Source organism: Roseibium salinum (assembly GCF_026240905.1).
Lineage (GTDB): Bacteria > Pseudomonadota > Alphaproteobacteria > Rhizobiales > Stappiaceae > Roseibium > Roseibium salinum.
Window position 1 is genome coordinate 3,809,397 of record NZ_JAPEVI010000003.1, and the last position, 21,104, is coordinate 3,830,500.

At 63.3% G+C, this 21,104-nt stretch carries 20 protein-coding genes, 1 tRNA gene and 1 pseudogene; 12 read left to right on the top strand and 10 right to left on the bottom strand.

From position 1 onward, the window contains the following. Positions 1-93 precede the first annotated feature (93 nt). Entirely contained in the window at positions 94-1,038 is a 945-nt protein-coding gene (locus ON753_RS22260) for a patatin-like phospholipase family protein (RefSeq protein ID WP_323054771.1), read from the top strand. 477 nt (positions 1,039-1,515) lie between these two features. Beyond that, complete coding sequence (locus ON753_RS22265) at positions 1,516-2,346, top strand: pentapeptide repeat-containing protein (RefSeq protein ID WP_265965567.1); 831 nt, start codon at positions 1,516-1,518, stop codon at positions 2,344-2,346. A gap of 135 nt (positions 2,347-2,481) precedes the next feature. Here the strand turns inward: ON753_RS22265 and ON753_RS22270 are convergent, their stop codons facing one another. Further along, positions 2,482-3,285, bottom strand: a complete 804-nt coding sequence (locus ON753_RS22270; protein ID WP_265965569.1) for a MipA/OmpV family protein — start codon at positions 3,283-3,285, stop codon at positions 2,482-2,484. A gap of 241 nt (positions 3,286-3,526) precedes the next feature. On the opposite strand from ON753_RS22270, the gene ON753_RS22275 reads away from it, so the two are divergent. Beyond that, entirely contained in the window at positions 3,527-3,823 is a 297-nt protein-coding gene (locus ON753_RS22275; protein ID WP_265965571.1) for a YggT family protein, read from the top strand. 78 nt (positions 3,824-3,901) lie between these two features. Here ON753_RS22275 and ON753_RS22280 read toward each other — a convergent pair whose 3' ends face one another. From ON753_RS22280 to ON753_RS22295, 4 genes are all read right to left on the bottom strand, one after another. Next, positions 3,902-4,093, bottom strand: coding sequence for a Trm112 family protein (locus ON753_RS22280; protein ID WP_265965573.1), 192 nt, complete (start codon positions 4,091-4,093; stop codon positions 3,902-3,904). A 23-nt stretch (positions 4,094-4,116) separates the two neighbouring features. Next, complete coding sequence (locus ON753_RS22285; protein ID WP_265965575.1) at positions 4,117-4,794, bottom strand: LON peptidase substrate-binding domain-containing protein; 678 nt, start codon at positions 4,792-4,794, stop codon at positions 4,117-4,119. Positions 4,795-4,898: 104 nt separating this feature from the next. Next, complete coding sequence (trxA, locus tag ON753_RS22290; protein ID WP_377047082.1) at positions 4,899-5,837, bottom strand: thioredoxin; 939 nt, start codon at positions 5,835-5,837, stop codon at positions 4,899-4,901. A 194-nt stretch (positions 5,838-6,031) separates the two neighbouring features. Then, a complete protein-coding gene (locus ON753_RS22295; RefSeq protein ID WP_265965577.1) occupies positions 6,032-6,553 on the bottom strand; it encodes a prolyl-tRNA synthetase associated domain-containing protein in 522 nt (173 codons plus the stop codon). A 348-nt stretch (positions 6,554-6,901) separates the two neighbouring features. On the opposite strand from ON753_RS22295, the gene ON753_RS22300 reads away from it, so the two are divergent. Further along, positions 6,902-6,976, top strand: a tRNA-Gly gene (locus tag ON753_RS22300). A gap of 132 nt (positions 6,977-7,108) precedes the next feature. Here ON753_RS22300 and ON753_RS22305 read toward each other — a convergent pair. Beyond that, entirely contained in the window at positions 7,109-8,017 is a 909-nt protein-coding gene (locus ON753_RS22305; RefSeq protein WP_265965579.1) for a helix-turn-helix domain-containing protein, read from the bottom strand. Positions 8,018-8,151: 134 nt separating this feature from the next. On the opposite strand from ON753_RS22305, the gene ON753_RS22310 reads away from it, so the two are divergent. The 6 genes and pseudogenes from ON753_RS22310 (at position 8,152) to ON753_RS22335 (ending at position 14,177) form a co-directional block, all read left to right on the top strand. Further along, positions 8,152-9,372: an amino acid ABC transporter substrate-binding protein gene (locus ON753_RS22310; protein WP_377047062.1), complete on the top strand. Its 1,221-nt coding sequence runs from the start codon at positions 8,152-8,154 to the stop codon at positions 9,370-9,372. Positions 9,373-9,487: 115 nt separating this feature from the next. Continuing rightward, positions 9,488-10,351, top strand: coding sequence for a branched-chain amino acid ABC transporter permease (locus ON753_RS22315; protein ID WP_265965581.1), 864 nt, complete (start codon positions 9,488-9,490; stop codon positions 10,349-10,351). Further along, a pseudogene (locus ON753_RS22320) lies at positions 10,348-11,263 on the top strand (branched-chain amino acid ABC transporter permease). The gene ON753_RS22315 and the pseudogene ON753_RS22320 overlap by 4 nt, the downstream one beginning before the upstream one ends. A gap of 2 nt (positions 11,264-11,265) precedes the next feature. Then, on the top strand, positions 11,266-11,988 hold the full coding sequence (locus ON753_RS22325; RefSeq protein WP_265967237.1) for an ABC transporter ATP-binding protein: 723 nt from the start codon (positions 11,266-11,268) through the stop codon (positions 11,986-11,988). Next, the gene (locus tag ON753_RS22330) at positions 11,981-12,709 is read left to right on the top strand and encodes an ABC transporter ATP-binding protein (RefSeq protein ID WP_265965583.1); all 729 of its coding nucleotides are present in this window, start codon (positions 11,981-11,983) and stop codon (positions 12,707-12,709) included. The genes ON753_RS22325 and ON753_RS22330 overlap by 8 nt, the downstream gene beginning before the upstream one ends. 19 nt (positions 12,710-12,728) lie before the next feature. Beyond that, on the top strand, positions 12,729-14,177 hold the full coding sequence (locus ON753_RS22335) for an aldehyde dehydrogenase (RefSeq protein ID WP_265965585.1): 1,449 nt from the start codon (positions 12,729-12,731) through the stop codon (positions 14,175-14,177). 397 nt (positions 14,178-14,574) lie between these two features. Here the strand turns inward: ON753_RS22335 and ON753_RS22340 are convergent, their stop codons facing one another. From ON753_RS22340 to ggt, 3 genes are all read right to left on the bottom strand, one after another. Then, positions 14,575-15,648 (bottom strand): Gfo/Idh/MocA family protein, encoded by a 1,074-nt coding sequence (locus tag ON753_RS22340; protein WP_265965587.1) that lies wholly within the window; start codon positions 15,646-15,648, stop codon positions 14,575-14,577. A gap of 64 nt (positions 15,649-15,712) precedes the next feature. Continuing rightward, the gene (locus ON753_RS22345; protein ID WP_265965589.1) at positions 15,713-16,498 is read right to left on the bottom strand and encodes a ThuA domain-containing protein; all 786 of its coding nucleotides are present in this window, start codon (positions 16,496-16,498) and stop codon (positions 15,713-15,715) included. 342 nt (positions 16,499-16,840) lie between these two features. Continuing rightward, positions 16,841-18,586, bottom strand: coding sequence for a gamma-glutamyltransferase (ggt, locus tag ON753_RS22350; RefSeq protein WP_265965591.1), 1,746 nt, complete (start codon positions 18,584-18,586; stop codon positions 16,841-16,843). A gap of 193 nt (positions 18,587-18,779) precedes the next feature. Between ggt and ON753_RS22355 the strand changes: the two genes are divergently transcribed. After that, complete coding sequence (locus ON753_RS22355; RefSeq protein ID WP_265965593.1) at positions 18,780-19,160, top strand: c-type cytochrome; 381 nt, start codon at positions 18,780-18,782, stop codon at positions 19,158-19,160. A 314-nt stretch (positions 19,161-19,474) separates the two neighbouring features. Here ON753_RS22355 and ON753_RS22360 read toward each other — a convergent pair whose 3' ends face one another. Continuing rightward, positions 19,475-20,443, bottom strand: a complete 969-nt coding sequence (locus ON753_RS22360; protein ID WP_265965595.1) for an endonuclease/exonuclease/phosphatase family protein — start codon at positions 20,441-20,443, stop codon at positions 19,475-19,477. Positions 20,444-20,538: 95 nt separating this feature from the next. Here ON753_RS22360 and ON753_RS22365 point away from each other — a divergent pair, with 95 nt between their 5' ends. Next, complete coding sequence (locus ON753_RS22365) at positions 20,539-20,937, top strand: YchJ family protein (protein ID WP_265965597.1); 399 nt, start codon at positions 20,539-20,541, stop codon at positions 20,935-20,937. Positions 20,938-21,104 lie beyond the last annotated feature (167 nt).

Consider the following 21,104-nt stretch of genomic DNA (forward strand, 5'->3'; position numbering starts at 1 on the left):
ACACCAACCAGGAAGGAGGGCCGCAGTGGCGGACCCCAAGAAGATAAACCTCGCCCTTCAGGGTGGCGGCGCCCATGGCGCCTTCACCTGGGGGTGCTGGACCGGTTCCTGGAAGACAAACGGCTCAAGATCGATGCCATCACGGGAACCTCCGCGGGGGCCATGAACGCGGTGGTTCTTGCCAGCGGCATGGAGGCGGACGGCGAAAAAGGCGCCCGCCGGCAGCTGGAGGACTTCTGGCGCAGTGTCAGCGATCACGCGCGTTACAGCCCGATCAGGCGCTCGCCGCTCGATGTGCTTCTGGGCCGGTGGAGCCTCGACAACTCGCTGAGCTATCTCTATTTCGACGTGGTGTCGCGCTTCGCCTCGCCGTACGAGTTCAACCCGCTGAACATCAACCCGTTGCGCGATGCGGTCGAGCGGGCCGTCGACTTCGAAAAGGTTCATGCCTGCGACTGCATAAAGCTCTTCGTCGCCGCAACCAACGTCTTCACCGGCAAGATCCGGGTGTTCAGCAACAAGGAAGTGACGCTGGATGCCGTCATGGCCTCCGCCTGCCTGCCGCAGCTCCACCAGGCCGTCGAAATCGACGGCGAGCCGTACTGGGACGGAGGATACATGGGCAATCCGCCGCTCTATCCGCTCTTCTACGAGACCGACACGCCCGATGTCGTCCTCATCCAGATCAATCCGCTGGAGCGCAGGGTCGTGCCGAAGACGGCGCGGGAAATCCTCAATCGCATGAATGAAATCACTTTCAATTCCACGCTGATGCGGGAGCTGAGAGCCATCGACTTCGTCAGCCGGCTGATCGAAGAGGGAAAGCTGTCGCGGCAGGATTACATGAAGGTGCATATGCACCGGATCTCCGCCGCCGAACTGGTGCCGCTGCAGGCCTCTTCCAAGATGAATGCGGAATGGAGTTTCCTGACGGAGCTGCGCGACATCGGCCGCAGAACCGCCGAGGCGTGGCTCGACACGCGCTTTGAGGACATCGGCAACCGGTCGACGATCGATCTCAGGGAGGAGTTCTTGTGAGTTCGACGGCTTTCCCCACTCGCCCGCAAAGGGCGAAGACGTCCCGGCGGATGGCGGCCGGCGCCCTCCTTTCCCGTTAACCTTTTCTTAGCCATGCTCGCAAGTGGCATTGCAGATTGCAATGCAGGAGAGGTTAAATTTTTCTAAACAAAATCAGCATGTTGTGGCTTCGGCTTCCAGAAAGCCCACATCTGGAGAAATTCCGCCGAAAACAAATTGGCAAGGCTTTTGCGATTGAATTGGCACGCTGATTGTCAGGTAGTGCGTCGTCAGCGCTTGAATGGAGGAAGAAGCCGGCAATCGCGACCCCGCCTGCTTCTTCCCTCCACTTTCCGTCAGCGGCCAGTCCCGTTTTGCTGCGCAGCCGCCCTCACGCTTTTTTCATACAATTTCGAACCGCCGGGTGGTAACGGTCGTTAAAGAGCCGTTTTGGTGCCCTATCTTTTGGATAGAGACTTACCTCAAAAGGAATGTGCGATGAGCGATGGCTTCACCCGGTTTTTGGCAGGCTGCTTCGGCGCCTTCACGGTCCTTGTCCTGGCCGGCGGTGCCGGTGCGGGCAGCGACAAAGGGCGTATGGCAGAGATCACCAAAAACGGCGGATGCCCCGGCTGCGATCTGGAACTCGCCGAATTGAGGGCCCTCAAGCTCGAGAATGCCGATTTCAAAGGGGCAAAACTGCGCGAAGTGGATCTGAAGGAAGCCGTTTTGCCGAACGGCCGTTTTCAGAAGTCCGATTTCCGGCGCACGGAAGCCGAACGAGCCGATTTTTCCGGCGGTGATTTCTCCTATTCCAGCATGCGATCGGTCGACTTGGAGAAATCGGATCTGACCAAAGCCAACTTCCAGGGTGCCGACCTTCGGGAAGCCGATCTCAATGGGGTGATCGCCACGGGCGCGAATTTCGCGGACACCGATCTCAGAAACGCGCTGCTGGTACGCGCCGTAGCGGACAACGCTTCGTTCCGGGATGCCAAAATGGACGCGGCCAACCTGGAGCGGATGGATCTCAAGGGCGCGGATTTCCGCAATGCCCGCCTCCGGCAGGGCAAGCTGGACAGGATTGCGGCGCATAATGCCAATTTCGCCGGGGCCGACCTCAGCGGCGTGCGGCTGGTCAGCGCGGACCTGACCGGCGCCAACCTGACCGATGTCGATTTCGACGGCGCGCTGCTGCGCCGGACCCGCCTTGTCGGCGCCGACCTGACGGGCGCCCGCAACATGGACCAGAGCCGCATCCTCGGCGCCTGCGGCGACGAGACCACGAAGCTGCCGAAGGGCATCAGGCTGGGCAAATGTGACGACTGAGGGCGACCGGAAGCGCCACGAGGACAGGGGGGCTTTTGCCGTCTGTTCCGACAGAACTGCCGAAGTGGTGAGCGGGCTCTGCGCCTGCGCGTTTACGACGAGGCCCGGTGCCTGGGCACCAGGCGCGCCAAAGCGTCAGTTGAACAGGTCGAACGCGAAGCGGTAGGTGACGCCGACGCCGACGCTGAACTGGTTCTTGCCGCCGTCGTTGGCGATCGGGCTGTCGGCCGCCTCGCCGATGAGCCGGTCGTAGTCGCCCTGGATGTGCAGGCGGAAGTCGTCGTTCCAGTCATAGCTCGCCCGCGCGGCGACACCGATGCTCTTGAAACCGCCGCTCGGATCGTAAGCGGCAAGACGTCCGCCGCTATTGGCCGCTTCCGACGCCGTGACGCCGAAATAGGTGTCCATGTATTCGTCCGTGGCGAAATCGGCGCGCGGCCCGAAGCTGAGTTCCCATTTTTCATGCGGATAGACGATGCCGTCGATGCCGATCTGGCCGACCTGGCCGGTGTGACCGTTGAAGCCCTGGCGCACTTCCGCAAACGTGCGGAAATGATGCGTCCGGAACCCGCCGCCAAGGCCGAGCTCGAATGCCCAGTCGATGGTTTCCGTTCCTGTCAGGTCCGTGCTGTCGCTGGCCTTGCGTTCACCGATGAAATTGAAGGAGGGATAGAAGAACACGCCGGAGCGGCGATTGCCTTCCACCACCTGGCCCAGGCCCGGCAGATAGAAACGCCCGACCGACACGATCGGGAAGGGATAGACCAGGTAGGAATCGGCGGCTTCATAGCGCGGCTTGAGGACCGCCCCGACGCCGAGATCGACCACGAACTGCCGGCTGGCGTCCTGGTTGGAAATCCGACCGCTTTCCGCAAGAGCAGCTCCGGAGACAGTGCCCAGGGCGAGGGCGAGTACGGCACGCGACAACAGCTTGTTCATAAAAATCAATCCATGAGGGAATCTCGTTGCGCGAAGATAGCACGAGTAAGCCTTACTCAAAGCCTAAGGAAACCGGGTTTTGGGGAAGTGTTGCATTTGAGCATCTGAGCCGCCTCGTCGCAGCGGCCAACGATCGTTCCGGGCAGGCAATTCGATCAAAAAACATGTGCCGCCTTGCAGCTTCTCCGTCAGAAAGCTACATGAGGACCGGGACAGAGTTAGAAGGGCAACGGACCAGACCATGACCGCACTTTTCAACGTCATTCTTATCGCACTGGAACTTTACACATACGTGATCATTGCCAGCGCGATTTTCTCCTGGCTCTTTGCCTTCAACATCGTCAATTCGAACAATGAGTTCATCAACACGATCGGCCGTGTCCTGTACAATCTCACGGAGCCCGCCTTGCGGCCCATCCGGCGGTTCATGCCCGACCTCGGCGGGATCGACATCTCCCCGGTGATCCTGCTGCTCGCCATCATCTTCCTCCGCCAGATCATCATCATCAACCTGATGCCGATGTTCAGGGGATACTGAACTCGCTTCGACTGGCGATGAAACCAGAAGCCCGGGCGCGCACCGCCCGGGCTTCTGGTTTTCTGTCGTCCGGCCGGGTCAGTCTTCCAGCTTGCGCGCCTCTTCGGGCAGCATGATCGGGATGCCATTGCGGATCGGGTAGGCGAGCTTGGCGCTGCGGGAAATCAGCTCATGGGCCTGCGCGTCATATTCAAGCGTTGCCTTGGTGAGCGGGCACACAAGCAACTCCAGAAGCTTGCGGTCGACCGGACGTTCCGCGGGTTCACTCATGATGTCGTCTTTCCGTCCTGGGATCATTGCAGCGTGGTGCCGCCATCGTTCTGGGATCTGGCGAGATCCATCTCGGTAATGGCGATAAGCGTTTCCGCGCGGGTTTTCAAATCGCGGGCCTCCAGCAGCGCCTGCTTTTCCTGCGGCCCGTAGGGGCACATCATGCAAAGAGCGTTGACGAGCACTTCCGTCTCGGCTTCCGAGACGCTTTGCCAGTCGGCTTCCAGGTTGTTGGCGTCTAGGTAGGCCCGCAGCGTCTTCAAAAGCCCGTTCCGGTCCACGTCGTCTTCGCCGTTGCCGCATTTGAGATCATGGGCGAAGGCGGCGAAATCGCATTCCACCTGGCGGAATTCCGCGAACGGGGTCACTTCCCGCGCCAGGGCGAAGCGCGTGATGCCCTGCAGGGTGATCAGGTAGCGGCCGTCACCGGTCTCCTGGAAGCTGGTCAGCCGCCCGACGCATCCCACGCTCGCCAAGACAGGATGATCCGGATCGTCGGAGATCCTGTCCGGGGACGGCTGCACCATGCCGATCAGCCGGTTGCCCGAAAGGGCGGCGTCCACCATGTCGATATAGCGCTGCTCGAAGATGTTCAGCGGCAACTGGGTGCGGGGCAGGAGAAGGGCGCCGGACAAAGGGAAAACGGGCAGAACCGGCGGCAGATCCGCGATCGTTTCGTAGATGGCATTTCCTGCCTGCATTTCCGGCCTGCCTGGTTTTTTTATCGGGCCCGTTTTCACGCAGAGCAAACCGCGTGAAAACGTTCCAAAGTCTCCAGTTTAATGTGTGTCAGAACTTGCTTTCGTCAAGAAAACAGAACCGACGACAACTTCCGGCGCCCATAGGCACTTGCCGGGTCCTTGAAGCCCCAGGCCTCGAAGAACTGCAGCAGCTGCTTGCGGGCCCCGTCCTCGTTCCATTCCCGGTCCCGGCGGATGATTTCGATGAGCTGGTCGACGGCGCCGTTCTTGTCGCCCCTGCCGTTCAGTCCCAGAGCCAGGTCGAAGCGGGCCTGGTGATCGAGCGGGTCCTTCTCGACCCGTTCCTGAAGCTCGGTGAGATCGCCGAGAGATGCGGCCTGCTCCGCCAGGTCAAGCGCCGCCTTGGCCGCGGCGTATGCCTCGTCGGAGTGCTTGTCCTCCGGCACGAGTTCGAGCGCCTGCCTGGCACGCTCGAGGTCGTCCGCCCCCAGGTAACACTGGGCCAGGCCAGCAATGGCCTTCACATTGTCCGGTTCCATCTGCAGGACACCGCCGTAAAGCTGCGCCGCCTGGCCGTAGTCCTTGGCGGCGAGAAGTTCCTCGGCCTGTTCCAGGAACGTGTCCGTCTGGCTTACCGGGGCGGGCCCGGCGAGCTTTTCGATGAAAGCCTTGACCTGGCTTTCCTGCTGCGCGCCCATGAAACCGTCAACCGGCTGGCCGTCCTTGAAGGCGACGACCGCCGGGATGGACTGGATGCCCATCTGGCCGGCAACTTCGGGATGTTCGTCGATATTCATCTTGGCGAGCTTGACCCGGCCGCCGGCGGCCTTCACCGCGGCCTCGATGATCGGCGTCAGCTGCTTGCAGGGGCCGCACCAGGGAGCCCAGAAATCGACGAGCACCGGCTGATGACGCGAAGCCTCCATGACATCCGCCATGAAGGTCTGCGTCGTGACGTCAAAGATCAGATCGCCGCCGGATGGGCCGTCTCCGCCGCCATCTCCGCCGAAACCGCCGCTCTGACCGCCGTAGCCGCCGCCCATGCTGGCGCCGAAGCCGCCGCCAACCTGGCCGCCCACGCTGAAGTTGCCGTTGCTCATGTACCGCCTCGTCTTTTCCGGCCGGTACGCGCTGATCCGGCCTCGTGTTTTCCTTACCCAGGGTCCGGACCCTCTGGTCGATTCGGCCCCTAACATGGCGCCGCAGCCCCGGAATTACAAACATCGGGTCTCCGGTTTCAGGAGCCCGCGCCGTCCGCCTCTTCGCTGACCGCCAGGATTTGCGGCTCGTGGCCGCAGGCCCTGGCGAATTTCATCAGGTCGTCCGCGCCAATGGACGTCGTCGCATCGTTTTTCAACGGATGATAGTTCAATACATCGTGCCGCATCATGGCCGCGTCAAACACGGGCGTGACCCGCTGCGCGTCCCGGTCGTTGATCAGGGAAAAGGGCGTTACCGAGCCGGGCTCGACCCCCAGAACCTCCATCAGCAGATCCGCGTTGCCGAAGGAAACCCGCCCTTGCGCGCCGATGACCTGATGCACCTTCTTCAGGTCGATCTCCGCATCATGAAGGGCCACGATCAGAAAGAGGCGGCCCTTCTTGTCCTTCACGAAGAGGTTCTTCGTGTGGCCGCCGGGAATGCGCTCGTGCAGATCGCCGGATTGCGCGACGGTGAAGACCGGTTCGTGGTCGAACGTCGTGGTTTCGATGTCGAGATCCTTGAAAAAGGCCATCAGGTCGTCGCGGCTCGCCGGCATGTCTTTTCCCGTGTTTTCCAGCAGTGGTGCTGGTGAGAACATCCTGCCCGCATGCGTCACGATACGGGCCGTTTGCTCTAACGCATTAGAATCGATCAGTTTTCCGCTTTCATGCGATTTCACATGCAAGCAGCTTGATCTAGCGTGTTTTGGCCGGTGATCACAAGGGAAAACTTATGTGAAAATGCCGCTGTTTTCCTCGGTTTTCCAGAACAGTCTGCACAGGAAATCCACAGAAGCGGGCTCAGAATAATTTCTGAAAATTCCTTGTTGCAATCCGTCTCAGCATGGTTCATATACAGCGCCACCGACGCCGGGGCGGCCATCGCCGGGTGCTCGGGACACTATGCGGGTGTAGCTCAGGGGTAGAGCACAACCTTGCCAAGGTTGGGGTCGAGGGTTCGAATCCCTTCGCCCGCTCCAGAATTCAAAAAGGGTCCAGGAGAAATCTTGGGCCCTTTTTCGTTTGCGCAAGACACTCTCATCATGCTGACGTCCAGCCGAGCCGATGCCCGGCCCAAAGCTTTGCTCCGGCTCGCAGCAACGTGCCGAATCTTAAGGCCAGGCCGCATAGGATGTATCGCCTTTCAGCCGGCGTTCGCGGGCCTGGCGGCGGTAGCGGCCCGGCGAGTGTCCGGTCTTGGCCGAAAAGAAGCGGTTGAAATAGGCCGCATCCGAGAAGCCCAGCCGAAAGGCGACCTGTGCGACCGGCATTCCGGTATTGGCAAGCAGTTCGCAGGCCTCGCGTATCAGCCCCTGGTGCAGATAGGCCTGTGGGGAAAGGCCCGTCGCCCGCCGGACCGCCGAGCCCAGGCGGTCACGGGTCACGCGCAACGCGCCCGCGTATCTGCCGACGGACCAATGCTCGCGCACATGCTGGCCGGCAAGGGCGATGAACCGCTCGGCCAGACCCTGCGGCGCCCGGCCGTGGGCGATCAGGTCCAGACGCAGCACGCGCCAGACCTGCAGCAGCAGCAGGCCGACGTAATGAACCTGTGCAAGTTCGCTGCCGGGGGGCGTGTTTTGCCGTTCCCCGGCAAGGCCCTCGAGCAGCGCGATGAACGGGGCGGGCCGCTCGAGCGGCAGGGACATCGGCTTTTCCAGTGACCGGTGGATCTGTTCGCCGAGCGGACTGGCGGGCAGATAGTTCATCATCGTGGTGCCGCGCAGGAACAACAGCTCGGCGCGGGTGCCGGCGCCTGCCTTGATTTCTCCGGTTTCTCCCGGCGGCAGCCAGACGAGGCGCGGTCCCCGGATTTCCGTCATTTCGCCGGACCTGTCCCGCGGGACCATCAGGACCGTGCCCGTCAGCAGGATCATGAGCACGGCGTCCTGTGCCGGAATGCCGTAACCGGACCGGACCAGGGGGCTCAGGACGCGCTGAAGCGAGAGCGGACTGTAGTGCTGCGAGGTTGCCTGCTGCATGGCAAGGATCTTCAGGAATTTCCGGGCAACTTCAAGCAAAAGTGCAATTCTTGGCCGCAATAGTCCATTTTCAGCCGCCAGGCCGCTGCTATCCTCATTGTCCAGGCCGGCTAGGGGAACGGTTCCGGCCGCAGTGGACGGCCCGCGGGGAGGCGGGCCGATGGGAGGAAATCATGATAGCATTCACACGCCGCCGGGCGATGGGAGCGCTGCTCGCCGCCACGGCTGCAAGCCTGACGCTGGCCGCCGCATCCGTGTCCTGGGCTCAGGAGCAGACGGTCAAGATCGGTTACGCGATTGCCAAGACCGGACCCAATGCCACGGGGGCCGGCATAACCACCCTTCCGAATTACAAGATGTGGGTCGAAGAGGTGAATGCCGCCGGCGGCCTGTCCCTGCCGGACGGCTCGAAACGCATGATCGAGGTCATCGAATATGACGACCGGTCGTCGAACGAGGACCTCGTGCGGGCCATCGAACGGCTTGCGACCCAGGACGAGGTGGACCTCATCCTGCCGCCCTGGGGGACGGGCCCGAACCTTGCCATTGCGCCGCTGATGGACCGGTTCGGATATCCTCAGCTCGCGGTCACCGCGGTAACGGACAAGGCCCCGGAATTCGCCGCCCGCTGGAAGCGCAGCTTCTGGATGCTCGGGGGTGGGCATGATTATGCCGAGGGCCTTGCGGCCGTCCTGAAGAGTGCGCGCGATGCCGGGCACATCAACGGCAAGATCGCCATGGTTTCCGTCGCGGACGGCTTTGGCATCGACCTGGTCAACGGCGCCCGCCCCGCCTTCGAGGAAGCCGGCTTCGAGATCGCCTACGACAAGTCCTATCCGCTCGGCACGTCCGATTTCGCCGCCCTGATGAACGAGGCGAAGGAAACCGGCGCGGACAGCTTCGTCGCCTTTTCCTATCCGCCCGGTTCCTTCGGCATGACCAAGACGGCGCAGTCGGCCGGATACAATCCGAAAGTCTTCTATATTGGCGTCGGCGGGGCCTTTCCGATCTATCCGGGCATTGCCAACGACAAGCCGGCGGGCGTGATGTCGATCGGCGGCGTGAACGCCGCATCCCCGGAAATCCAGGCCTATTTCGAGCGTCACATGGAAAGCGCCGGTGCACCGCCGGACAGCTGGGCCTCGGCCATCACCTACGTTTCCCTGCAGATGCTGGAGCAGGCGGTCGAACGCGTCGGTCTCGATCATGAGAAGCTGGCCGGAGAACTGTCGAGCGGGACATTCGACACGCTGATCGGTGAGGTGAAGTTGGAGGACAATCAGCTTCGCGATCTCTGGTGGGTCGGCCAGTGGCAGGACGGTTCCTTCCGCGGCATCGATCCAGCGGGCAAGGATGGCGCGGCCGAACCGATCATTCCGAAGCCAGAATGGTGAGCTGAAGCGAGACCTGTCTTGGTCAAAGGCACGTGCCGGACGGTATGTCCTCCGGCACGGCCGCAGACGGTCGCCAGGCATTTTTCATGCGGGCATTCCAAGCCGGAGGAAATCGATGACGACGCTCGTTCTGGGTCTCGTGCTCGGAGGAACTTACGCGCTGCTGGCGCTGGGACTTACGATCCAGTACGGCATCGCGCGGATCATGAACCTCGCCTATGGCGAGATGACCCTGGTCAGCGCGTTCTGCCTGGTCTTTCTCTTCCAGAAGCTGGGCCTGCCGCCGCTGGTCTCCATCCTGCTCGTGGCTCCGGCCGGCTATCTGCTCGGCTGGGTCCTCTACACGGTGATGATGCGCCCGCTCGTCGACCGGGCGGCAAATCCCGGCAAGCTTGAGGTCGACTCGATCCTGGCGACGTTCGGGCTGCTGTTCGTGCTCCAGGGTGTCATGCTGCTGGTCTTCGGCGCCAATTTCACCTCGATCTCCTATCTCGACCGCGGCATTCCCGTCTTCGGTGTCACCATCGCGCTCAACCGCCTGATCGCGTTCGCAATCTGCGTCGTGGCCGGCGGCGGGCTGGCGCTGGCGCTGTCGGCAAGCCGATGGGGGCTGATCATGCGCGCGGTCGCGCTGACGCCCGGCTCGGCGCCCCTGGTCGGCATCGACGTCAACAAGGTTGCGCGCCAGGCCTTCGCGCTCGGCTCCGCGCTGGCGGCCGTCGGCGGCACGAGCGTTGCCATGTACCAGACATTTTCGGCAACCGATGGCGTCGTCTTCACGATGAAGGCGCTCGTCATCGTCATCATGGGCGGTGTCGGCAACGTGCCCGGCGCCCTGGCCGCAGGTTTCGCGCTCGGCCTCGTGGAAACCTTCGTTTCCGTGATGATCGATCCGGGGCTCACGCTCGCCGCGACCTTTGCGATCTTTCTGGCGGTGCTGCTGTGGCGGCCGCAGGGGCTGTTCGGGAGGCGCGCATGATCGGCCCCGCCATTGCGGCAGCGGTCGCCGCCGGGCTGGCCGCCTTGCCGTTCTTCGTCTCCGACTACAGTCTCGGCCTGATGATCGGCATGACAGGCTACGTCACGCTCGCTTCCGCCTGGGCGCTGTTTTCCGGCCACACGCGCTACATTTCGCTGGCGACCGTCGCCTTCTACGGAACGGGGGCCTACACGGTCGCGGTCCTGAACGAAATGATGCCCTATCCGGCCGTGCTCACCTGTGCCGCGGCGATCGGTGCGGGCCTGGCGCTTGTCGTCGGCCTGTCGACGCTCCGCCTCGCCGGCATCTATTTCGTCATTTTCACCTTCGGTCTGGCCGAGCTCGTCCGGCAGGTGATCACCTGGTACGAGGTGAACATCACCGGCACGCTCGGCCGCTACATCTTCCTGGATATCACGGCCCGAGGCATCTATTGGCAGATGCTGGCGCTCGCCGCCGTCACGATCGCACTCACGGCCTTCATCCGACGGCACCGGCTGGGCCTGGCGCTGAAGGTGATCGGCGATGACGAGACGGTCGCCGCCCATTCAGGCATCAATCTCGCCCGCACCAAACTCGTCGCCTTCACGCTGTCGGCAACGATCATCACGCTCGCCGGGGCGATCGCATCGCCGCGCTGGACCTATGTGGAACCCGTCATCGTCTTCAACCCGACCGTCAGCTTCCTGACCGTGATCATGGCGCTGCTTGGCGGGGCGAGATCGGGTCTGGGGCCCGATGATGGGCGCCGTGCCGTTGTTCCTGCTGTTCGAATGGCTGTCCGTCAGCTTTCCCGACACCTATCCGGTGCTTCTTGGCCTGCTCTTCATCGGCGTCGTGTTTCTCCTGCCGGATGGCATGCTGGGCACGCTCGACAAGTGGCGCCGGTCAACGAAAAAGGTGCCGGCATGAGCATGCTGGAGATCCGCAATGCGACGAAGACATTCGGGGGCCTCGCTGCCGTCGACCGCGTCTCCTTCAGCATTCAGCAGGGCGAAGTCGCCGGTCTGCTGGGGCCGAACGGATCGGGCAAGACGACCCTCCTGAATCTCGTCTCCGGCGCCCTGCCGCCCTCGGGCGGGCGGATCCTCATCGCCGGCAGGGACATGACCGGTAAGCGCGCCGACCTGATCGCGCGGGCGGGCGTTGCGCGCACGTTCCAGCTCGTGCGGATCCTGCCCTCGCTCACTCCGGAAGAGAATGTCATGGTGTCGGCGGTCTTCGGGGCTGTTCCCCACTGGGGCGAAAAGGCACGGGAGATCGCGCGCGCCGCCCTCGCCCGTGTCGGCCTGGACGGGCACCATGCCCGGGCGGCGGGAGACCTCACCTATCTGGATCAGAAACGCCTCGAGCTTGCCCGGGCGCTGGCTGCCGAGCCGAAACTGCTGCTGCTCGACGAATGGCTGGCGGGGCTGAACCCGACGGAGCTCAAGGAGGGCATTGCCCTGATCCGCAGCTTCTCGGAAACCGGCATCACAATCCTCATGGTCGAGCACATCATGGAGGCGGTGCGCGCGCTCTGCCCGCGGTGCCTCGTCATGAATTCCGGCGCATTGATCGCCGACGGTCCGACCGGGGAGGTGCTTGCCGATCCGCACGTCATCGCCGCTTACCTTGGTGAGGTCGAAGATGCTTGAGGTCATCGGCCTGTCCGTCGCCTATGGCAAACATGCCGCGCTGGAAAACGCGAACCTGTCGGTCGGGGAAGGAAAGATGGTCGCCATCCTGGGGGCCAACGGCGCGGGAAAGTCCTCGCTGCTCAATGCCATTGCCGGCCGGGTGAAGCCGGCGTCCGGCAGGGTGGTCTTCGCCGGGCAGGATCTTGCGAATGTTCCCCAGCATGAACTGGTCGAACGCGGCCTGGCTCTCGTGCCGGAGGGCCGCGGCATCTTTCCGCGGCTGTCGGTGGAGGAAAACCTTGCCCTTGGCGCGTTGCCGGCGCGTGCAAGAGTCGGCGCCAAGGCACAGCGCGACAAGGTCCATGCGCTGTTCCCCAGGCTCACCGAGCGCAGTCGCCAGATCGCCGGCACCATGTCCGGCGGGGAACAGCAGATGGTCGCCATCGCGCGGGCGTTGATGTCCAATCCGGCCGTGCTGCTCCTGGACGAACCCTCGCTCGGCCTTGCGCCCATCGTCGCACAGGATGTCTTCCGCGCGCTTGAAGGCATTCGCGCCGGCGGACTGACGATCATGCTGGTGGAACAGAACGCCCGCGCAACGCTCGCCATCGCGGACCGGGCCTACCTCATCGAGGCGGGCCGGATCGCCGGGAGCGGCCGCGCGGCCGACCTGCGCGACGATCCGGCCGTGATTAACGCATTCCTGGGTGGCGCGAGCGCCCGAGAGACGAACACATAGTCAGGACAAGGAAGACACCATGCAAAGCCTCGATCTCTATATCGGCGGAAAGCACGTTCCGGCAGAAGACGGACGCACGTTCCTGCGCGAAAACCCGGTCACCGGCGAAACCGTGACCCGGGCCGCGGCTGCTTCGATCAATGATGCGCAAAAGGCGGTCGATGCGGCGGCGCAGGCCTTCCCCGCATGGTCGGAAACGAGCCCGGGTGCGCGGCGCAAGGCGCTTCTCGATGCGGCGGAATCACTTCGCGCCAGCGCTGACGACATCGTTCAGGCAATGAAGGACGAAATCGGCGCGACGGAAGGCTGGGGCCGCTTCAACGTCATGCTGGCCGCCGACATGCTGGTGGAAGCGGCTTCGCTCACCACCCAGATCAAGGGCGAGATCATCCCTTCCAACCGTCCCGGCACCACCGCCTTCGCCATCCGTCAGCCGGCGGGCGTCGTGCTGGCCATGGCGCCCTGGAATGCGCCGGTGATCCTCGGCGTGCGGTCGATCGCCACGCCGCTTGCCTGCGGCAACACGGTGGTCATGAAGACATCCGAACTGTGCCCGCGAACGCACGCGCTGGTCGTTGAGGCGGTCGCCAAAGGCGGCTTTCCGGACGGCGTTCTGAACACCATTTCCAACCATCCCGACGACGCACCGAAGCTGGTGGAAGCCCTCATCGAGGCGCCCGCCGTCCGCCGCGTGAACTTTACCGGGTCGACGCGCGTCGGAAAGGTGATCGGCGAGATTGCCGGACGCAACCTGAAGCCCGCGCTGCTGGAACTCGGCGGCAAGGCGCCGATGATCGTGCTGGAGGATGCCGATATCGAGGCGGCCGTCGCGGCCGCCGGTTTCGGTGCCTACATGAACCAGGGCCAGATCTGCATGTCGACTGAGCGGATCATCACGGTCGGCGAGGTCGGCGATGCCTTCGTCGAAGCCTATGCGCAAAAGGTCGCCTCCCTGACCGCGGGCGACCCGCGCAAGGGGGCCGCGCCGCTCGGGTCGCTGGTCAATCCCGCTGCCGCCGACCGGGTCCGGGAACTGGTCTCCGACGCCGTCTCCAAGGGCGCGCGGCTGATCGGCGGAGGCGGCGACGAGACGATCATGAACGCCGCCGCGCTCGATCATGTGACGCCGGACATGCGGCTCTACCGGGAAGAGAGCTTCGGGCCGGTTTCGGTCGTCATCCGGGCCGGGTCGATCGATGAAGCCGTCCGCATCGCCAATGACAGCGAGTTCGGTCTCTCCTCGGCGGTCTTCGGCCGGGATGTCATGCGTGCCATGTCGGTGGCCCGCCGCATCGAAGCAGGCATCTGCCACGTCAACGGACCGACCGTCCATGACGAGGCACAGATGCCCTTCGGCGGCGTGAAGGCATCGGGCTACGGGCGTTTCGGCGGAAACTGGGGCATTGCGGAATTCACCGAGTTGCGCTGGATCACCCTGCAGGACGGTGCGCTGCACTATCCGATCTGAGATCGCCGCCGAGGCGGTACCGAGCACATGCGCGTTATCGACGGCAGACGGCACATGCGGGGGCAGTTTTTGTCCGCACGTTTCTCCCGCGTTTGTGCCGTTTGCGCGCGATAAAACCCGCATCGTCTAAAAATTAACGAAAACCCGTTCGGTGTGCTGAACGAAGCGTCAGGAAGACCTAGAGTAGTGTGATTGGGCAAACGGGCGGGTGGCGCCGGAGACCGGTTTCATCCGTCCCTTGCATTGCCTCAAGTACCCACTACTGCAGCGGAGCCCTCGGGCTCCGCTGCAGCTCCGGGTATCGCTCTGAAGGCACCCGTTCAGCTGCCCGCTGCGGCGGCGCGAAGGCGCGCGTCATCGTCCCCGCGCCGGTCGGCGCAATCAACAACCGCCAGGCTCACGGGCCGACATTGAGAAACCGGCTTTGGTCGGCGTTGGACCGTTCCGCGGCATCGAGGGCCTGCTGCAGCCTGGCGCCATGGTCAAATCCCGGTTCGGTGGGCGTGCCTTCGCGGACTGAATTCACGAACCGCTCATAGACCGTGGGCACAGGCTCCGCGGTCACCTCGCGCCACTCGGCCGCCTCCAGGTCGGGATCTCGGCAGATCCGCAAGCGTTCCACCTGCTTTTCGAAGATCACTTCCAGGCCGCCGTTGTCGCCATAAAGACGCAGGCGCAGGTCGTTGAGGTGGCCCGAGGCATATCTGGTGGCGCTGATCGTACCGAGGGCGCCGTTTTCAAGTTCGGCCTGAAGCGTGAAACTGTCGTTGGCGTCCAGCGTGTACTCGCCGATCCGGCCGCCTTCCGCCTTGTCGAAGGTTTTCAGCCGGCAGGACAGGCCGCCCACCTCGCTGCGGGCGGCGAAGGTGACGAAATCCAGGATGTGGATGCCGACATCGCCAAGAACGCCCTTGGAGCCGTGCTGGCTCGACAGGCGCCAGAGCCACTGGCTTTCCGTGCGCCAGTCTCCCCAGGCCGGCTGGCTGAGCCAGCTTTGCAGATACGAGGCTTCGAAGTGCTTCAGGGCGCCGATCGCGCCTTCCTCCACCAGTTCGGCAGCCTTCTGCAGCACCGCGACATTGCGGTAGGTCAGATTGACCATGCCGATCAGGCCCTTTGCCCGCGCGAGCTCCGCCATTTCAAGGGCGTCGGCGGCATTGGTGGCAAGCGGCTTTTCGCACAGGACATGCTTGCCGGCGTTCAAGAGCAGCAGCGTTGTGGGATGGTGGGCGGCATCGGGGGTGACATTCGAAATCGCGTCGAATTCACCCCAGGCAACGGCCTCTTCCAGCGTTGCGAACGTGTCGGGAATGCCGAACTTCCCGCAGAAGCCGGCGAGAATGTCGGTGCGCCGGTCGACGCCTGCAACGACCTGGACGCCGGGGATCTTCTGATAGGCGGCGACGTGGCTGGCGGCCATGTTGCCGGTGCCAAGGATCAGGATCCGGACGGGATTTGCGGCTGCAGTCATGGTCTTTCTCCATTCACGGAAGGCTTGTCACGCGGGACGGCATTCCGAACCAAAGGCAGGAAGGTCAGCGGTAGCCTTCTTCACCGGCCGTGTGAAGCTTCGGTCCGCGTTCCTCTAACTGCTCGTGGGCGGCGTCCACCGGCATGTTGGGCGCGGCGCCGGGATTGGCAACGCGCTCCATCGGGTTGAAGGCCCATTTGACGCCGTTCTTCAGGACGGTCTGCACGTTGACATTGTGATAGGTCGGATAGGTCTCGTGGCCGGGGCGGAAATAAAAGACATTGCCGGCACCGCGCTTGTAGGTGAGGCCGGAGCGGAAGACCTCGCCGCCCTGGAACCAGCTGATGAACACGGTTTCAAGCGGTTCCGGCACGCCAAAGGGTTCGCCGTACATTTCTTCCATTTCCAGTTCGAAACTGTCCGGCAGTCCCCGGGTGATCGGATGGTTGCGGCTGGTGATCCAGAGCCGCTCGCGTTCCCCGGCCTCGCGCCATGTGAGATTGCAGGGGGCGCCCATCAGTCGCTTGAACGGCTTGGCAAAATGGGCCGAATGGAGGAAGACCATGCCCATGCCGGACCAGACGGCATCGCAGACCCGCTCCACGACCTCATCGGCAACATCGCCATGGGCGGCATGGCCCCACCAGACCAGCACATCCGTTTCCGCAAGCCGTTTCTCCGTCAGGCCATGCTCGGGTTCCTGAAGCGTTGCCGTCGTCGCGCTGATTTCCGGGTCGGTGTTCAGCGTGTCCGCGATGCACTGATGCATGCCGTCGGGATAGAGACCGGCAACGATCTCGTTGTGATGCTCATGGACATTCTCGCCCCAGACAACGGTTCTGATTGCCATGACAGACTCCTTCGGTTTCGCGGATTTCCGTGTGGATTGATGTAAGGGGTCGGTTTTCCCAAAGCGCTTTGGATTAGCGCTATCACCGGTCCGCGAGACTGTCAATCGCGTGGCTTTACGGTGCACGGCCGCGGTGCTTCCCCGGGAACTCCGGCGACGCCTTCCGTTTGGCGGCGGCTATTGCAATGCAGCAGATCCGAGGCCGTTGGACGTGCCACCGCGGGAACGGTGGCACATCAAGCAACATGTGCGCTTGTTGTCGGGGAGCAGAGCAGGAGCCCCCGGTGGTCATCCCCGTGCGTGCAAGGGACGTATCATCCGACCAATCGCGGTGCGTGGCTCTCAGTAGCCCGCGGTCAGCGCTCCCACGCGCCGCGGGTCGGAGGCCCCGGCAAGGACGCCGTCCGCCTTCATGATCGATTGAGTGGAGCCCATGGCGTTCTTGACCTCCACCTGGTGGCCGCGCGCTTCCAGAAGCCGGATCGTGTCCGGCGACAGGCCTTCCTCGATGCGGATTTCGTCCGGCAGCCACTGATGGTGGATGCGCGGCGCCGCCGTGGCTTCGGCGATGTTCATCTCATGATCGATGACGTTCATGATGATCTGCAGCGTCGTGGTGATGATGCGGCTGCCACCCGGCGAGCCGGTCGCCAGATAAAGGTCCCCGTCCTTGAACACCAGCGTCGGGCTCATGGAAGACAGCGGCCGCTTTTCACCCTCGACCGCGTTGGCCGTGCCGCCGATCAGGCCGTAGGCGTTGGGAACGCCGGGCTTGGCGGAAAAGTCGTCGAGCTCGTTGTTGAGGAGAACGCCGGTGCCGTCGGCGGTGAGGCCGACGCCGTAGGAAAAGTTCAGCGTGTAGGTGTTGGACACCGCGTTGCCGTCCTTGTCGACGACCGAAAAATGGGTGGTCTCGTTGCTTTCATACGGGAACGGGTCGCCCGGCTTCACATCGGCGGAGGAGGTCGCCGCATCCATCTTGATGGTCTTGATCAGTTCGGCTGCGTAAGCGGGAGAGGTCAGGCCCTTGACGGGAACGCTGACAAAGTCCGGATCGCCCAGATATTTCGACCGGTCCGCATAGGCCCGGCGCATGGCCTCGGCCATGACGTGGATGGTATCGGCGGAGTTCGGGCCGTATTCACTGACCGGATAGGCTTCCAGCATGTTGAGGATTTCAACGATGTGCACGCCGCCGGACGAGGGCGGCGGCATGGAGGCGATTTCGTAGCCGCGATAAGAGCCGGTGACCGGGTCGCGCCAGACCGGCTGATAGGCGGCCAGGTCCTCAACGGTCATGCCGCCGCCGGCCGCCTGGACCTTGGCGGCGATGTATTCCGCCACCGCGCCCTGGTAGAAGCCTTCCGGGCCCTGTTCGGCGATCAACTGCAGGGTTCCGGCGAGATCGGTCTGTCTGAGGGTTTCGCCCGGTTCATAGGCAACGGAATTCTCCTTGTAGAAAATGGCCGCGCTTGCCGGATCCTTGGTCAGGCGCGGCGCTGCCGCGGTCAGCGCCGCGGAAAGGCCCGGCGTGACGGTGATGCCGGATTCCGCCAGCTCGATTGCCGGGGCAACCAGCTCCTCCCAGGTCAGGTTGCCGCTGCCGTACTTGTCGAAGGCTTCCCCAAATCCGGCAACCGTACCCGGAACGCCGATGGCGAGGCCCGAAAAGCGCGATTTTTCCGTGTCCGGTTGGCCATCCTCTCCGAGGAACATGTCCTTGAAGGCGGCTGCCGGCGCCTTTTCGCGGTAATCCAGCGCTTTGGTCTCGCCGCTTTCGGCCATATGGATGAGCATGAAACCGCCGCCGCCGAGATTGCCGGCCCGGGGCAAGGTGACGGCGAGAGCGAATCCCGTCGCGATTGCGGCATCGACCGCATTGCCGCCCTTTTGCAGGATGTCGACGCCGACCCCGGTCGCCACCGCCTCCTGGCTTGCGACCATGCCGTTTTCAGCCGTTACCGGCTGGAAGCGGTCGCGAAGCGAATAGATGGGAGATTCCTGCGCCTGCGGAGACTGCCCCGGAGGGACAATCAGCGCTACTGCAACGGAAACGGCGCAAAGAACGAACTTCAGGGTGCGGGCCATCTTTCTCTCCGGGATCTGATTGAACCTGGAGTTTGCAAAAGCCTCGCGGGAGAGGCAACAGGAAATCGCCTAAAGGTTGCGTTTCCGCGCGGGGCTTGATCCAACGCAAGGCGGAGGGAGCGCGGATGCGTAAATCTCTGAGAATTGTCGTAAGCTGATCCAGGTGAGCCGGGAGTTCCGGGGGAAAGGTTCCATGAACAGCGTGCCCAGCAAAGTGAATACCGCCCCGGGGTGGAAGATGCTCCGCCTTCAGGTCGCCGTTGCCGGACTGTATCTTGCTGCCGGAACGGCTGCGGCCCACGCGGGCGATCCTGCCGCGGGCAAGGTACTGGCACTGCGCTGGTGCGCTGCCTGTCACCTTGTTGCCGAAGACCAGGAAAGGGTAGCGCTGGTTGCCCTGCCGAGCTTCTATGACATCGCGGAAAGTCCGGGTTGGACGGAAGAAGCGCTGGCGACTTTCCTTGTGGACCCGCATCCAAAAATGCCGGACATGAGCCTGCGCAACGTCGAAATCGCCAATCTTGCCGCCTATATCACCTCGCTTTCGCCTGAGGGTGACGGCGACAGCAAATAGTCGGTCCGCCTGCTCTGAGCAGCGCCTTCGCGGGCCTCTCACTCTGAAGTCGTCCCCGACTTGATCGGGGATCTAATCATGTCCAGAGGGGCTGCGTTCGAACTGGCTCGTGCTGCACAGACAGCGATCCAGCTGCGATTTCATAACCTGTTGAGAAGCCAATAGAGCCCCGATCGAGTCGGGGATGCCGCTTCGGGGAAGGGCCCCACTGCTCTTGTCATCGCCACGTACAGATTGGAAACTGCCGGCAAACGTCGTAACGGCCCGAGGGCACCGTTGTCATCACCGGCCCCTGAACCTCGGCCCGATGTGTTCTAAAGCTCGAACTCGGCGCGCATGGCGGCGTGAAACGAGCCGGCGAATTCGTTGCCGGCATCGAAGACCTCGTCGAGAAGGTTGGCGTTGTAGACCCTCACATCGGTGGTCCGGCCGGTCATTTCCGCGCTTGCGAGGATATGATCGAGGGCCTGGCCCCTGCCCTTGTGCAGGACTGTTTGCCGCTGGGTCCGCGGCAGGGCGGCGTCGAGCAGGTATAGCCTGCGCGAGACAAGGTCGGGCGCGCCGGTGTCGTCCGGGTCGGCCAGCAGCATGCGCAGGGTTCCGGTTTCGCTTGTCGCGTTGAAATCGCCTGCCAGAATGATCTGCGCCTGCTCATCGCCGTCAAACACTTCCTCGACCGCAAGGCGCAGCTCCAGGGCCTGGGCGGCCTGTTTCAGCACCGAGAGCTGATAACCTTCCGCCCAGGTTGCGACGCCTTTCCAGGTGCCGGCATCTGACTTGCCGCCGCGGATCGCAGCGGCAATCGGGGCGCGCAGGTGCACCACGAAGAGATGCAGCGGCCGCTCCGTGCCGATGTCGATCACCGCCGTCAGGATGGGTCTTTCGAACACCACCTTCTGCGGCTCGTCGTAGGGCGGCACCGCCGTTTTCGGGTTCCAGTAGGGGGGATGCGAGTGGGTCTGGAAGAGACTGCCGGAGGAGAGGACCGGGTAGCGGGACAGGACCACCAGGTTGTGCCTCTGGCCCGGTCCCTTGCCCGGGGCCCTTTCGCTGAATGCGCGGTGATAGTCGGCATAGGGGGTGCCGCGCAGCAATAAGTCGAGCGCCTTGAACTGCCTGTGCGGAGCGCCTTTGATCTTCTGTGCGTTTACCTCCTGAAGACAGAGAATATCGGCGTCGAGTTCCAGGATCTTCGGCCGCAACGCCTCCAGGCGCGGTTTCAGCTCGTCCGTCTCGAAACGGTTGGAGCCGAAGGATTCCAGGTTGAAGGTTGCAAGCTTCATTGCAGGGGGCCCGTTGGCGGCGAATGTCCCGGCACCATAGCGGCGCGAAAGGCCAAGTGGTAGACAGCCGGGACGTTTGATTTGAGGAGATGAAGATGGCGGCGGATCTTTGTTGCTGCGGCAGCGGCAGGACGTTCGACCAGTGCTGCGGTCCTTTTCTCGACGGACTGGCCGTGCCGGAAACGGCCGAGGCGCTGATGCGCTCGCGTTATTCCGCCTATGTCCGTCAGCGGATTTCCTATCTGAAAGACACGCTCTGGCCGAAACATCAGGACGGTTTCGACCCGGCGGCCACCGCCCGGTGGGCGGCGGAAAACCACTGGGCCGGCCTGACCGTGCTGAAAACCGAAAAGGGCGGTGAGGGCGAGCGGGAAGGGACGGTGCTGTTCGAGGCGAAGTATCTGTCCGGCGGCCGGCTGACCACGCACCGGGAGCTCAGCCGTTTCCGCAAAAAGGCCGGGCGCTGGTACTACGTCGAAGCGATCGAGGAATAGCGGAGCGAAAAGGGGGTGTCCGGCCCCTGCGGATGGCGGCGATAGCAGGGACCGGACCAAACTGCGGAGCGAAGGGAGGCAGCCCTCAACATCCGCAACAAGGGGACGACAACCGGCACATGGAACAGGCTTTCCGTTGTCGTCGGGAACGGGAACAAATTCGGTAT